The sequence below is a fragment of the Pseudomonas sp. PGPR N4 genome (genome assembly GCF_059693665.1).
In genome coordinates, this window is sequence record NZ_JCAUKV010000008.1 from 210,281 (window position 1) to 224,393 (window position 14,113).

Here is a 14,113-nt window from a genome sequence, read left to right on the forward strand (position 1 = left end):
TCTGCGTTTGCGTTGAGATTTTTGGGCCGCGTTGCGGCCCTTTCGCGACACAAGGCCGCTCCTACAGACGCGCGCGGTCCGTGTAGGAGCGGCCTTGTGTCGCGAAAGGGCTGCAAAGCAGCCCCAAGATCCACTCAAATATTCCTGCTGGCCTGAATCGCCGTCAGCGCAATGGTATGCACAATGTCATCCACCTGCGCCCCGCGCGGAAGGTCGTTCACAGGTTTACGCAAACCCTGCAGCATCGGCCCCAGGCTGACCCCGTCAGTGCTGCGCTGCACCGCCTTGTGGGTGGTATTGCCAGTATTCAGGTCAGGGAACACGAACACCGTCGCGCGCCCAGCCACCGGGCTTTGCGGTGCGAGTTGGCGGGCGATCTCCGGGTTGGCGGCAGCGTCATACTGCAACGGCCCATCGATCACCAGACGTTGTTCGGCCTGCTGCGCCAGACGCGTTGCCTCACGCACCTTGTCGACTTCCTCGTCACTGGCCGAATCACTCGAATAGCTGATCATCGCCACCCGCGGCGCAATGCCGAAGGCCTCGGCTGACTGCGCGCTCTGCTGGGCGATCTCGGCCAGCTCGGCGGCGCTTGGGTGCGGGTTCATCACGCAGTCGCCGTACACCAGCACCTGTTCCGGAAACAGCATGAAGAACACCGACGACACCAGGCTGCTGCCCGGCGCGGTCTTGATCAGCTGCAGGGCCGGGCGAATGGTGTTGGCGGTCGAATGCACCAGGCCAGAGACCAAACCGTCGACTTCATCCAGCGCCAGCATCATGGTACCGATCACCACCGGGTCTTCCAGCTGCTGTTCGGCCATCGGCGCATTGAGGTTCTTGCTCTTGCGCAGATTGACCATCGGCTCGACGTAACGCCCACGGATCAAATCAGGGTCGAGAATTTCCAGATCCGGCGGCAGGGTAATGCCCTGCGCGCGGGCGACCGCCTGGACTTCTTCGGGCTTGGCCAGCAGCACGCAGCGGGCAATCCCACGCGCCTGGCAAATCGCGGCCGCTTGTACCAGCAGCGGCTCGGCGCCCTCGGGCAGGACGATGCGCTTGTTGGCCTGCTGGGCGCGCTGGATCAGCTGATAGCGGAACACCGCCGGCGACAGGCGCAGTTCACGCGGCGTGCCGCAGCGCTGGTGCAGCCAGGCGGCATCGAGTTGGCCGGCGACAAAGTCGGTGATGAATTCCGCGCGCTCGCGGTCGTCGACCGGGATCTCGCGGTTGAGCGAGTTGAGCCGATTGGCGGTGTCGTAGGAGCCGGTGCTCACCGACAGGATCGGCAGGCCGGCCTGCAGTGCGCCTCGGCACAATTCGAGAATGCGCGGGTCAGGCTTGCTGTCGCTGGTCAGCAACAGGCCCGCCAGCGGCACGCCGTTGATTGCCGCCAGACTTACGGCAAGGATGATGTCGTCGCGATCGCCAGGGGTCACCACCAGCGTGCCGGGCTTGAGCAGCGGCACTGTGTTGGCCACGGTGCGGGCGCAGATGATGATGGTGTTCATCCGCCGTTGCTCGTAGTCCCCGGCGTTCACTACCTGAGCGCCGAGCAGATCGGCTACATCGCGGGTGCGTGGCGCGTTCAGCTCGGGTTGATAGGGGATGCAGCCGAGCAGGCGGAAGTCATTGCCGCGCAGCAGCGGCGAATGCTCACGCAGGCGGCTGGCGAACTCGCTCATGCTCTCTTCGGTGCGGACCTTGTTGAGGATCACCCCAAGTACCTTGGGATCACGCGGGCCGCCGAACAACTGCGCCTGCAGCTCGACACGGCCGGACAGTTCGCTGAGCACTTCGTTTTCCGGCGCCGACACCAGAATCACCTCGGCATCCAGGCTTTTCGCCAGATGCAGGTTGACCCGCGCCGCGTAGCTGGCATGCCGGGTCGGCACCATGCCCTCGACCACCACCACGTCCTTGCCGACGCAGGCCTGTTGGTACAGGCGAATGATTTCTTCAAGCAGTTCGTCGAGCTGGCCGTCGCCGAGCATCCGCTCGACCTGGCCCAGGCTCAGCGGCGTCGGCGGCTTCAGGCCGTGGGTGCGCGCCATCAGCTCGGTCGAGCGCTCCGGGCCGGTGTCACCCGGATGGGGCTGGGCAATGGGCTTGAAGAAGCCGACCTTGAGGCCGCCGCGCTCGAGCGCGCGGACCAGGCCGAGGCTGATGGAGGTCAGGCCGACACCGAAGTCGGTCGGTGCGATGAAAAATGTCTGCATGCGTGCTTCTCGAAATAAGCGGTGCAAAGAACCAATCGCCAAGGGTATCGCTAATCGGCGCCTTGTGCGCACCATCCACACGCGAATGTCTGGCCGATGCGCTGTTCGCGCTCGGCGGCCTCGAGCACCCAGGGGCGTGCTTGCCAGGGTGGTTGATGGCGCAGGTGCTGGGTATGCCCGCACGTCAGCTCGACCACCCAGTGGCCCTGATCATCCTGATGAAAACCGCTGACCCGACTGACGGGGCGGGCATCGCCTGCAGTGCGTTCGCAATCGGGCGATGCGTTGGTTACACTTGTCCGCTCTACATTCTTTTGCAAAAGGTCTCGCCCCCATGCCGATCGCCGCCAACAAGGCCGTCTCCATCGACTATACCCTGACCAACGACGCCGGGGAGGTGATTGACAGCTCCTCTGGCGGCGCGCCGCTGGTTTACCTGCACGGTTCCGGCAACATCATCCCTGGCTTGGAAAAAGCCCTGGAAGGTAAAGACGTCGGCGAAGAACTGAACGTTACCATCGAGCCGGAAGACGCCTACGGCGAATACCTGGCCGAGCTGGTCAGCACGCTCAACCGCAGCATGTTCGAAGGTGTCGACGTGCTCGAAGTCGGCATGCAGTTCCACGCTTCGGCGCCGGACGGCCAGATGCAGATCGTCACCATCCGTGACCTGGACGGCGACGACGTAACTGTCGACGGCAACCACCCACTGGCCGGTCAGCGCCTGACCTTCCAGGTCAAGGTCGTTGCGGTCCGTGATGCCAGCGAAGAAGAAGTTGCCCATGGCCACGTCCATGGCGAAGGCGGCCATCAGCACTGATATCTGCGCTAAGCTCAGACAGTCGCCAGGCGCTCGGGCAAGCCGTACTTGCCCTCCATGGGAGGGTTGACGGTTGGCCCGCGCGCCTTTTTAGTGGGCGCCGTTTGCTCCAGCGACAATCAAAACGCAGGAAAGGGGAGTCATCATGAGTGCATTTCACGAGCTGACGTTGCATGCGTTGGACGGCGAGGATCTACCCCTTGCGCCGTTCAAGGGCCAGGTGGTGCTGGTGGTCAATGTCGCCTCCAAGTGTGGCCTGACCCCGCAGTACGCCTCGCTTGAATCGCTGCACCAGCTGTACAAGGCCAAGGGCTTCAGCGTGCTCGGCTTGCCGTGCAACCAGTTCGCCGGCCAGGAGCCGGGCAGCGAGCGTGAAATTCAGGAATTCTGCAGCCTCAACTACGGGGTGAGTTTTCCGCTGAGCAGCAAGCTTGAAGTCAATGGTCCTCAGCGCCACTCGCTGTATCGGCTGCTGGCGGGCGAGGGTGCCGAGTATCCGGGCGATATCAGCTGGAATTTCGAAAAGTTTCTGGTGGGCAAGGACGGCCGCGTGCTGGCTCGCTTCGCCCCGCGCACTGCACCGGATGACCCTGCACTGGTGCAGGCGATCGAAAAAGCCTTGGCTTAACGGCGTTGTTGCGAGCGGCCGGGGCTGGCTAACCGGCCCAGCGCGGGCAATGGCAGCGGCGCTCTGGCGCTGGTTGCGTCGCAGGCCTGCTGCCAGGCATCGCACAAATACCCTTCGAACTGTTCGACGATGGCTGGCCAACCTTGGCGGCTGGCATGCTGTCGCGCATTCAGGCGAACCCGGCGCAGGGTTTCGCTTTCCTCCAGTAACCAGCACGCTGCATCGATGAACCCGATCTGATCCCCGGGCATCGCCACGGCCCCGCTGTGCCCATGACGCACGTGCTGAGCCGCTGCGGCTTGATCATACGCGACCACGGCCAGGCCTGAGGCCATGGCCTCGAGGACGACGTTGCCAAACGTCTCGGTCAGGCTTGGGAACAGGAACACATCGCCGCTGGCGTAGTGCTCGGCAAGGTGTTGACCACGCTGCGCGCCGCAGAACACCGCGTCTGGCAGTTGCTGCTCGAGGCTGGCCCGCTGTGGGCCGTCGCCAACCATGATCAGGCGCAGGCGCTGTTGTGGATAGCGCTGCTGGAGGGCTTGCAGGCACGGCTTGAGCAGGTTCAGGTTTTTTTCTGCAGCCAGCCGGCCGACATACATTATCGCCAGGTCTTGCTCGGCCAGGCCCCATGCTTCACGCAGCATCTGGCTGCGGCGGGCGGGATTGAACAGGCAGGCATCGACTCCGCGTGCGAGCAAGGCCAGTTGGGTAAAACCGCGTCGTTCGAGATCCACCCGTTGGCTGATGCTTGGCACCAGCGTTACCGAGCTGCGCCGGTGGAACCAGCGCAGGTAGTGGGTCAGTAGCCGGGCCAGCAGGCCAAGCCCGTACTGGCCTGCATACTGCGGGAAATTGGTGTGAAAGCCGCTGACCACGGCAATCTTCAAACGGCGTGCGGCGCGCAGCGCACTCAGCCCCAACGGGCCCTCGGTGGCGATGTAGATCACATCTGGCCGCTGCCTGCGCCAGCGCCGCAGCAGCTTGTGCAGGGAAATACCGCCCCATTGCAGGTCGGGGTAACCCGGCAGCGGCCAGCCTTTGCACAGCAGCAGGTCAGCATCGTCAAGGCGCAGTGGATCGTGGGCCTGGCGCGGGCGCACCAGCTCAACGCTGTGGCCGCGCTCGCGCAGACCATCACTGAACCGGCCGAGGGTATTGGCCACGCCATTGACTTCAGGGGCAAATGTCTCACTGACAAAGGTGATGCGCAGGCTTGGAGTGTTCATGACAGAAGTTTCCGCCTGCCCGATTGCGTTCCCATGACCACTTTATGACCGGCAAGTGACGCCTGGTTGCGCAATGCCTAGTGCGCTGAATATTTCCCCGCAGGCCGCTCAAGAACGCTCATATATCTGCCGATGCAGATGGATTCGGATGGCCGGTGCGCTCCAGGAGTGCGGTAATGTTCAACAGCAAGCTCAAGAAAGAAAATCAGCAACTGCGCGAGGACTTGATGTCCATGGAGCAGGTCAAGGACAGCCTCGACAGCGAAATGCTGGTGCTGCAGCTCGATCCGCAGGGGCGCATCGAAACGGTCAATGCCAACTTTGAGCGTGAAATGTTCTATCGCGCTGACCAGTTGCTCGGCCGCAGCCTTGAAGAGATCGTTCCGGCGCACGTCAAGAAACTCGATTTCTACGAGCGCATGAAAGCCGCCATCAGCACCGGCGCCCACCTCAATGGCGCTTTCCGCCTACTGCGTGGCAATGGCGAAGAGGCGTGGCTGCGCTCGATACTGCAGCCGGTGCGCGATTTCGAGGGCCGCATCAAGTACTTCACGCTGCACTCCAGCGACCTGACCCGGACCATTGCCAGTTCGCGTGAGCACGAGAGCCTGATAAATGCACTGATGCGCTCAACGGCTGTCATCGAATTCAGCCTCGATGGCCATGTACTGACCGCCAACGAGCGCTTCCTGCAGACCATGGGCTATCGCCTGGAGCAGGTCAAAGGCAAGCATCACCGCCTGTTCTGCGAGCCTGAAGAAGCCAACTCAGCCGGTTACCAGGTGTTCTGGGACAAGCTGCGCCGTGGCGAGTTTGTCGCTGACCGGTTCAAGCGGGTAGATGCCAATGGCCGCGTGGTGTGGCTGGAAGCGTCCTACAACCCAATCATCGACGCCCACGACGTGCTCTACAAAGTGGTCAAGTTCGCCACAGTGATTACCGACCAGGTCAACCAGGAGCAGGCTGTCGCCCAGGCAGCCGATATCGCCTACAGCACCTCGCTTGGTACCGATGCCAGCGCCTGCAAGGCCAATGATGTGGTGACTCAGACCGTCAGCGTGATGCGCGGCCTGGAAGCCTCCATGCAGCAGGCTGCCGAAGGTATTCAGGCGCTGGATACCCAGTCACGGGTGATTGGCTCGATTATCAAGACCATCAGCGATATTGCCGGGCAGACCAACCTGCTGGCGCTCAACGCCGCCATCGAAGCGGCCCGCGCCGGTGAGCAGGGCAGGGGCTTTGCCGTGGTCGCCGATGAAGTACGCCAGTTGGCTTCGCGCACCAGCACCGCCACCGAAGAGATCGCCCGGGTCGTGCAGCAGAACGAGCAGTTGGCGTTGGCCGCGGTGGCTATCATCGACACCAGCAAGCGCCAGGCCGAGCAGGGCCTGAGCCTGGCCGGCGAGACTGGCGGGGTGATAACCGAGATTCAGGATGGCGCCAAGCGCGTGGTCGAAGTGGTGGGGCAGTTTTCCAGCCAGTTGGGTTCTTGAGCCTTGCTCTGGGGCCGTGCACCGGCCCCAGAGCCGATCAGCTGCGCTCGCGCACCCAGAACAACGTCGCCCCGGCCACCGCTGCCGGCATCATCACGATGTTGACGAATGGGATCATCAGCGCCAGGTAGGTGATGCCGCCAAAGCCCATGCTCTGCCAGCGCTTCTGGCGTAGCCAGGCGAGCATGTCCTGCCAGCTCATCTTGTTGTTGTCGGCCGGATAGTCGATGTACTGGATGGCCATCATCCACACGCCGAAGATCAGCCACAGTGGTGCGGCAATGACGTTCACCACCGGAATGAACGAGAGAATGAACAGCGCCAGTGCGCGCGGCAAGAAGTAGCCCAGCTTGCGCATTTCGCGGCTCAAGGTGCGCGGCACCATGGCGATCAGCTCGCCCCAGCTGAACGGCGGGAAGGTGTCCTGGCCGCGCACCACCACTTCGACCTTTTCTGCCAGAAAGCCGTTGAAGGGTGCCGCGACAATGTTGGCCACAAGAGTGAAGGTGAAGAACACCATCAGCACCACCAGCGCCACGAACAGCGGCCAGATGATGTAGGTGAGAAAGCTCAGCCACTCCGGCAGAGTTGGCATCAGCGTGTCGACCCACAGGCTGAACTGATGCGCGGCCAGGTACACCAGGCCACCGAACAGCAGCAGATTGATCGCCAGCGGCAGCAGCACGAACAGGCGCAGGCCGGGGGTCAGGATCAGCTTGAGGCCTTCACGCAGGTAGTGCGGGCCGGATAGAACAGGGGCTTGCATGGAGACGCTCCGCAGAGGGTAAACGCGCTGACCTTACCGAGTTTGCTGGCATGACGGAAGCCGGCTGAGCAGCGCGCAACCGGCTGTAACAAAACCTCGCGGGACCTCTCTATCGATTTTGCTGGTGGATAGAGCGTGTCTATAAGGTGGATTGTCTGAGGATATTTCCTTAATCTCTGCGACCTCGCTACAGTGCGCTCAACTTTAAAGGTTTCGGACTTGCGCGTTATAGCCTTCCCCAAGTGCTGCGTAGGTCCATTTTATTTCCAGCCGCCGCCGGCGCTTTGCAGCCGAACCCGTGCGGCCCGCTCGACAGGAGTTCGACATGTCTGAAGTACGTCATTCGCGGGTGATCATTCTCGGTTCCGGCCCTGCCGGCTACAGCGCTGCGGTCTACGCTGCGCGTGCCAACCTCAAGCCGCTGTTGATTACCGGCATGCAGGCCGGTGGCCAGCTGACCACCACCACCGAAGTCGACAACTGGCCGGGCGACCCCCATGGCCTGACCGGCCCAGCGCTGATGCAGCGTATGCAAGAGCACGCCGAGCGCTTCGAGACCGAGATCGTCTTCGACCACATCAACGCGGTTGACCTGGCCAACAAGCCGTTCACCCTGCAGGGCGACAGCGGCACCTACACCTGCGACGCGCTGATCGTCGCCACCGGTGCCAGTGCGCGTTACCTGGGCCTGCCGTCGGAAGAAGCGTTCATGGGCAAGGGCGTGTCTGCCTGCGCAACCTGCGACGGCTTCTTCTACCGCAACAAGCCGGTAGCGGTCGTCGGCGGCGGCAACACTGCCGTTGAAGAGGCGCTGTACCTGGCCAACATCGCCAGCAAGGTGACCCTGGTGCATCGCCGCGAAACCTTCCGCGCCGAGAAGATTCTGGTCGACAAACTCAACGCGCGGGTTGCCGAAGGCAAGATCGAGCTCAAGCTCAACGCCACCCTCGACGAAGTGCTGGGCGACAACATGGGCGTGACCGGTGCGCGCCTGAAAAACAACGACGGCAGCAGCGACGAGATCACCGTTGACGGCGTGTTCATCGCGATCGGTCACACCCCGAACACATCGCTGTTCGAAGGTCAGCTGACCTTGAAGGACGGCTACCTGGTAGTCAGCGGCAGCCGTGAAGGCAACGCCACTGCAACCAACGTCGAAGGTGTATTCGCCGCCGGCGACGTGGCCGACCACGTTTACCGTCAGGCGATCACCTCGGCGGGTGCTGGCTGCATGGCTGCACTGGACGTCGAGCGGTACCTGGACGGCCTGGCCAACGCTTCGTTCTAAGCCGCCAGCGTCAAAACGCGGGGCAATGGGCACGGTTCGCAACCGGCGCCCATTGCCCCGCGTTGCGTTTACAGGCTCAAGCGCATCGACAGGTCGACCGCTTTGACGTCCTTGGTCATTGCGCCGATCGAGATGTAGTCGACCCCGGTCTCGGCGATCACCCGCAGGGTGCTTTCATTGACACCGCCGCTGGCCTCGAGCTTGGCCTTGCCGGCATTGATCCGCACCGCTTCGCGCATTTCATCCAGGCTCAGCTCGTCAAGCATGACGATATCGGCCCCGGCCGCCAGCGCCTGGCGCAGCTCATCCAGACTCTCCACTTCGACCTCGACCGGCTTGCCTGGGGCGATGCGGTGCGCTGCAGCTACTGCTTCGGCAACGCCACCGCTGGCGGCGATGTGGTTTTCCTTGATCAGGAACGCGTCATACAGGCCGATGCGGTGGTTGTGGCATCCGCCACAGGTCACCGCGTACTTCTGCGCCAGGCGCAGGCCGGGTAGGGTCTTGCGGGTATCGAGCAAGCGCACCTGGGTGCCTTCGACCAGGTCCGCAAGGAACCGCGCCCGGGTGGCCACGCCTGACAGCAGCTGGAGGAAGTTAAGCGCTGAACGTTCGCCGGTCAGCAGCGAGCGGGCTGGGCCTTCGAGATGAAACAGCGGCTGGTTGGCCTTGGCCAGGTCGCCATCGACCACTTGCCAGTGCACCGCGACCCGCGGATCGAGCTGGCGAAACACCGCATCGACCCAGGCACTGCCGGCCACCACGCAGTCTTCGCGAGTGATGATGGTGGCCTTGGCCAGGCGCTCGGCCGGGATCAGTTGCGCGGTGATATCGCCATTGCCGACGTCCTCGAGCAACGCGCGGCGCACGTTGGCTTCGATTTCGGCAGTCAGGTCGGCGAGGCGTAGGTTCGGCATGGTCGGCTCCACAAGCTAGATGCCGGCGATTATAGGGCAGGGGGGCGGTGTGTACAGTCATGCCGCTGATGACCTTTGGTCAGAACAGGGGAGCATTTCGTCTGATTAGTGGTCTTTTCACCGGGACATGCACTACGTGCTGGCAGCTGTAAGGCTTTTTGTCGATAATAGCGTCCAGTATTTGGCGTCATGGCTTTGACGATTTCCTGCAAGGAGTTAGGGATGCATACAGAAGGCAAGGTGGTGCCCTTGGTGGCGGCCGCCGACAGAGGTGCGCGCGTGCCCTCGCTGAGCCTTCCGATCGTGCTCCTGCAGGTGCGGGACAAGGCTGTCCTGCAATTGCGCCAAGGCCTGCAGGCGTTGTTCGACAATGCTGACGACAGGCTGTTCGAGATGGCCGACCGGGCCGGTGAGCGGGTCGATCAGAACCTCTACTTCGAAGCGATGCGCGACCTGCGGCTGAAGCGCAAGAGTATCGAGCGGGAGTTTCTCGATGCGTTCTATGACGCCTTCGCTCGTATCGGCCAGGCCGAGCGCGTACCTTATCTGGCGATTACCGAATCGCTGCGCAACGCTGCTCAACCGGAGCGGGCGGTGGCCATCGAGGGCATGCTGGCGCGGGTGTTGTCGCGTGATGGCTTTGCCCTTGATCAGCTGGGCTTGCGCTTCCAGGCGCTGCTGGAGATGCCCCTTGAACTGCGCCGCAATCCATTGGGCCCGGAGTGCCTGTGCGGGTTCTTTCTGGATGCCGGGCGCAGCCTGGGGGTTGGCCCGCAGGTCAAGCTGATCCTGCTGAAGCTGTTCGAACGCTATGTGCTGCGTGATCTTGATCTGCTGTACGGCGAAGCCAATCAACTGCTCGCTGCAGCCGGCATCCTGCCCGAACTGATGCCCGCGCCGCGGCGCCGCGCCGAAGACCGGCCGCTGACCCACCTGCACAGCGCTGACTGTCACGCCCAGGCCGATCCGGCCGACGGCGACAGTACTGGCCAGGACTTCTTCGCCAGCCTGCAACCGCTGCTGGCGCCTGCTCGCGGGCGTTTCGCGCCGCGCCTGCAGAGCGTGGCAACTGCCGAGCCAATCAATACCGCCGATCTGCTGCGGCTGCTGTCGCATTTGCAGCACTACGTGCCCGGCGTGGCTGATGCCGACGACTTCAACCTGAGCCAGCAGCTGGAACAGTTGCTGCTGCGGGTCGGCGTACGCAGCGGCAGCCGCCGGCGGATCGGCAACTACGACGAAGATGTGATCAACCTGGTCGGCTTGCTCTTCGACTTTATCCAGACTGACGACAACCTGCCGAGCAACCTGCGCGAACTGCTCGCGCGTCTGCATATTCCGCTGCTGAAAGTGGCCATGCTCGACAGGGGCCTGTTCAGCCGCGCCAACCACCCGGCGCGGCGCTTGCTCGACGAGATTGCCGCCGCGGCGCTGGGCTGGGAGGCTGACGAACAGGTCTCGCGTGGCGGGCCGCAGCAGCGAGTCGAGCGCATCGTCCAGCGTTTGCTCAACGATTACGCTGAAGATCCGCAGTTGTTCGCCGAGCTGCTCGAGGATTTTCTCGCCTTCAATCAGGATGAGCGCCGTCGCAACGAACTGCTCGAGCAGCGCACCCGCGATGCCGAGGAGGGTCGGGCGCGCACCGTGCAGGCGCGACGGCGCGTGCAGCAGGAACTGAACCTGCGCCTGCACGGGCGGGTGCTGCCGCAGACGCTGGTGCAGATGCTGGTGCAGTCCTGGAGCCAGGTGCTGTTGCTGGCATGGCTCAAGCATGGCGAAGCCTCACCGGCCTGGCGCCAGGGCCTGGCGACCATGGACAGCTTGCTTGCCAGCATCAGTGCGCATCGCAGTGCCGAGGCCTGTGCGCAGTTGCTCGAACAGGTGCCGGGGCTGCTCAAGGCGTTGCGTGATGGGTTGGCCAGTGTCGCCCAGGACTCGACCGCGGCTCGGGAGTTCTTCGCCGAGCTTGAGCAGTTGCACCTGCGGGCGTGTGGTGGTGTGAGCCAACTTGATCAAGGGGCGCTGATCAGTGAGGTGTTGGTGGCTGATGAGATTGTTCTCGCCGTCGCTGACGAGACTACCTGTGATGCGCCTTTTGACGACAGCAGCGAATATGCTCGGCAAGTTCGCCAGTTGCGTGTTGGTAGCTGGTTGGAAGTGCTTGAAGAAGCCGGCCCGCTGCGCTGCAAGCTGGTGGTGAGGATCGATAGCTGCGATCGGTTGGTGTTTACCAGTCGGACCGGGATCAAGGTGCGTGAATGGAGTCGCGGTGGGTTGGCGTTGGCGCTGGCCAATGGGGATGTGCGGGTGCTTGATGATGGGCCTCTGTTTGAACGTGCGCTTGATGCGGCGTTGCAGCAGTTGCGTGGGTCGCTGACGCACAGTCATTGAGCAAGGCCGCACAGCGGCCCTGGCTATCTTGAGTGCCGGTTTCATGGCTGGCTCATTCATCGGATTAAAGCCCCCCCGGATGCGCAAGACGAAACAAATTGGCTAGATAACCGAATCACCCTGCCGGACCACTAGGGCATACTGAACGCCCCTGGTTGATGATATTCAGGATCTGCCCGATGCAACTGGACCCCGCGACCGGCTGGTTTGCCGGCGTCACTCACTGCCCTTCGCCAAACTTCAACGAACGCCCTGCGGGCGAGGCTATCTCGTTGCTGGTGATCCACAACATCAGCCTGCCTCCGGCATGCTTCGGCACCGGCAAAGTGCAGCAGTTCTTCCAGAACCAGCTCGACCCGACCGAGCATCCTTATTTTCAAGACATCTGCCATCTGACCGTCTCTGCTCACCTGTTCGTCGAGCGTGACGGTGGCGTTACCCAGTTCGTCTCGTTGCTTGACCGTGCCTGGCATGCTGGCGTGTCGCGCTTCGATGGGCGGGAAGGCTGCAATGACTTTTCCATTGGCATCGAACTGGAAGGCACCGACGAAATGCCTTACAGCGATGCTCAGTACGCGACCCTGGCGCGCCTTACGCAACAGATATGTGCGGCCTGGCCGGCGATCGATGTGCAGCGCATTCGCGGCCATGACGAGATCGCCCCGGGGCGCAAGACCGACCCCGGCGCCGCCTTTGACTGGCCGCGTTATCGCGCCGACTTGCTGAACAATGAGGGACAACCATGAGTTTTCTGGTGTTGGTGCTGGTGCTGTGGGTGGAGAAGTTTTCGGCGCTGCGTCAGCGGTTGCAACGTGATGGCTTTTTTCTAGGCGAGCTGGCCCGGCTTGAGCGCCGTGGCAAACAACAGCCCTGGTGGCAGTTGGCGGTTCTGGTACTGGCGCCGGTCGCGCTGCTTGTTTTGCTGCTGCATGTGCTCGAGCCGGTGGCGTACGGCCTGCTGGCATTGCCGGTGCACTTGCTGGTGTTGATCTACAGTCTAGGCCGCGGTGATGCCAAGGCGGCGTTGGGGCCATTGCGCGATGCCTGGCACCGGGGGGATGAGCAGGCGGCGCTGCATGTCGCTGAGCGTGACCTGGGCATGCAGGCCGATGATGCGCCGAGTTTGCTGGTGAAGGTGCAGGGGTATCTGTTGTGGCACGCCTACCAGAGTTTCTTTGCGGTGATCTTCTGGTACTTCCTGCTCGGGCCTGGCGCGGCATTGGCCTATCGGCTGCTGGTGCTGTGCAGCGAGTACAGCGGACAGCCCGCGCTTAAAGCCAGGGCCGAGCAGCTGCGGCATGTCATGGATTGGCTGCCAGTGCGGGTGCTGACCCTGAGCTTTGCCCTGGTCGGCAACTTTGTCGCGGTGATGCGGGTAATGCTGCACGAGTTGCTCAATTGGCGTATCAGCGCTGCGCTGCTGGTAACCCGGGTTGGGCGTGCCGCTGACGACATCCCCGAACAGGAAGACAGCCAGTTGGGCCTGGCCCGTCTGGACAGCTTGTGGGAGTTGCTGTTGCGCTCGGCAGTGCTGTGGTATGCGGCCTTTGCTCTGTGGACGGTGTTGCTGTAGAGGAGGCGCTACCAGCCAAACAGCTCGCAGGCTGTGCGGCTGGACGCGGCCGCCAGCTGCTCCGGGGCGACGCCCATCAACTCGGCCAGCACCTGAGCGATCTGCGGTAAGTGCTCGGGGCTGTTACGCAGGCCTGGGTACATTGCCGGCGCCATGTCCGGCGCGTCGGTCTCCAGTACCACGCTTTCCAGCGGTAAGCGTGCCACGGTCTTGCGCAGGCGTAGCGCTTGCGGCCAGGTCGCCGCGCCGCCCAAGCCCAGCTTGAAGCCGAGCTTGATGTATTCGCGGGCCTCTTCGAAGCTGCCGGCAAAGGCGTGGATGATGCCAGCCCGTTGCAAGCGATAACGCTTGAGCGTGGCGATCACCTGGGCATGGCTGCGGCGTACGTGCAGCAGCGCCGGTAGGTCGAAGTCGCAGGCGATCTGCAATTGCGCTTCAAACAAAGCCTGTTGTTCGGCAGGGTCGAGCTCCGGCAGGTAGTAGTCCAGGCCGATCTCGCCCACCGCACATAGGCGCGGGTCGCCGCGCAGGCGCTCGAACCAGTTGCGCAGTTCCAGCAGATGTTCAGGCCGATGCTGGGCCAGAAACACCGGATGCAGACCTAGCGCGGCATACACACGCGGGTCGCCGCAAGCCAGTTGCCAGACCCGCTGCAGGTTATCTGCCGTCACCCCCAATACCACCACCCGTTCCACGCCGCCCGCTGCGGCATTACCCAAAACATGCTCGCGGTCGGCGTCGAACTCTGGGAAGTCCAGATGGCTGTGGGTATCGATCAGGCGCATG

The 14,113-nt window shown here is 63.0% G+C and carries 11 protein-coding genes and 3 pseudogenes; 8 read left to right on the forward strand and 6 right to left on the reverse strand.

Annotated elements, in window-relative coordinates; genetic code table 11:
* Window positions 1-134: 134 nt before the first annotated feature.
* Both pta and AC58X1_RS24260 read right to left on the reverse strand, forming a co-directional pair.
* Window positions 135-2,222, reverse strand: coding sequence for a phosphate acetyltransferase (gene pta, locus AC58X1_RS24255; protein WP_101316566.1), 2,088 nt, complete (start codon window positions 2,220-2,222; stop codon window positions 135-137).
* A gap of 50 nt (window positions 2,223-2,272) precedes the next feature.
* A pseudogene (locus AC58X1_RS24260) lies at window positions 2,273-2,588 on the reverse strand (DUF3565 domain-containing protein).
* On the opposite strand from AC58X1_RS24260, the gene AC58X1_RS24265 reads away from it, so the two are divergent.
* Together AC58X1_RS24265 and AC58X1_RS24270 are read left to right on the forward strand one after the other, a co-directional pair.
* Entirely contained in the window at window positions 2,557-3,042 is a 486-nt protein-coding gene (locus AC58X1_RS24265; RefSeq protein ID WP_101316570.1) for an FKBP-type peptidyl-prolyl cis-trans isomerase, read from the forward strand. The pseudogene AC58X1_RS24260 and the gene AC58X1_RS24265 overlap by 32 nt on opposite strands.
* Before the next feature lie 145 nt (window positions 3,043-3,187).
* Complete coding sequence (locus AC58X1_RS24270) at window positions 3,188-3,670, forward strand: glutathione peroxidase (protein WP_101316572.1); 483 nt, start codon at window positions 3,188-3,190, stop codon at window positions 3,668-3,670.
* Here the strand turns inward: AC58X1_RS24270 and AC58X1_RS24275 are convergent.
* The gene (locus AC58X1_RS24275) at window positions 3,667-4,899 is read right to left on the reverse strand and encodes a glycosyltransferase family 4 protein (protein ID WP_497429589.1); all 1,233 of its coding nucleotides are present in this window, start codon (window positions 4,897-4,899) and stop codon (window positions 3,667-3,669) included. The genes AC58X1_RS24270 and AC58X1_RS24275 overlap by 4 nt on opposite strands.
* Window positions 4,900-5,165: 266 nt before the next feature.
* Between AC58X1_RS24275 and AC58X1_RS24280 the strand changes: the two are divergent.
* Together AC58X1_RS24280 and AC58X1_RS24285 are read left to right on the forward strand one after the other, a co-directional pair.
* Window positions 5,166-5,804, forward strand: a pseudogene (locus tag AC58X1_RS24280) (PAS domain-containing protein); the annotation flags it as partial.
* Between the two features lie 183 nt (window positions 5,805-5,987).
* Window positions 5,988-6,392 (forward strand): annotated as a pseudogene (locus AC58X1_RS24285) (methyl-accepting chemotaxis protein); the annotation flags it as partial.
* 37 nt (window positions 6,393-6,429) lie between these two features.
* On the opposite strand, the gene cysZ reads toward AC58X1_RS24285, so the two are convergent.
* A complete protein-coding gene (cysZ, locus tag AC58X1_RS24290; RefSeq protein ID WP_150570072.1) occupies window positions 6,430-7,158 on the reverse strand; it encodes a sulfate transporter CysZ in 729 nt (242 codons plus the stop codon).
* A 325-nt stretch (window positions 7,159-7,483) separates the two neighbouring features.
* Here cysZ and trxB point away from each other — a divergent pair, with 325 nt between their 5' ends.
* Entirely contained in the window at window positions 7,484-8,446 is a 963-nt protein-coding gene (trxB, locus tag AC58X1_RS24295) for a thioredoxin-disulfide reductase (RefSeq protein WP_101316581.1), read from the forward strand.
* Between the two features lie 68 nt (window positions 8,447-8,514).
* Here trxB and nadC read toward each other — a convergent pair whose 3' ends face one another.
* Entirely contained in the window at window positions 8,515-9,363 is an 849-nt protein-coding gene (gene nadC / locus AC58X1_RS24300; RefSeq protein WP_188035365.1) for a carboxylating nicotinate-nucleotide diphosphorylase, read from the reverse strand.
* 222 nt (window positions 9,364-9,585) lie between these two features.
* Here nadC and AC58X1_RS24305 point away from each other — a divergent pair, with 222 nt between their 5' ends.
* From AC58X1_RS24305 to ampE, 3 genes are all read left to right on the forward strand, one after another.
* Window positions 9,586-11,754, forward strand: coding sequence for a DUF1631 domain-containing protein (locus AC58X1_RS24305; protein ID WP_497429590.1), 2,169 nt, complete (start codon window positions 9,586-9,588; stop codon window positions 11,752-11,754).
* Between the two features lie 179 nt (window positions 11,755-11,933).
* The gene (gene ampD, locus AC58X1_RS24310; RefSeq protein ID WP_150570074.1) at window positions 11,934-12,500 is read left to right on the forward strand and encodes a 1,6-anhydro-N-acetylmuramyl-L-alanine amidase AmpD; all 567 of its coding nucleotides are present in this window, start codon (window positions 11,934-11,936) and stop codon (window positions 12,498-12,500) included.
* On the forward strand, window positions 12,497-13,327 hold the full coding sequence (ampE, locus tag AC58X1_RS24315; RefSeq protein ID WP_497429591.1) for a regulatory signaling modulator protein AmpE: 831 nt from the start codon (window positions 12,497-12,499) through the stop codon (window positions 13,325-13,327). The genes ampD and ampE overlap by 4 nt, the downstream gene beginning before the upstream one ends.
* An 8-nt stretch (window positions 13,328-13,335) precedes the next feature.
* Here the strand turns inward: ampE and AC58X1_RS24320 are convergent, their stop codons facing one another.
* Complete coding sequence (locus AC58X1_RS24320) at window positions 13,336-14,112, reverse strand: TatD family hydrolase (RefSeq protein WP_497429592.1); 777 nt, start codon at window positions 14,110-14,112, stop codon at window positions 13,336-13,338.
* Window position 14,113 lies beyond the last annotated feature (1 nt).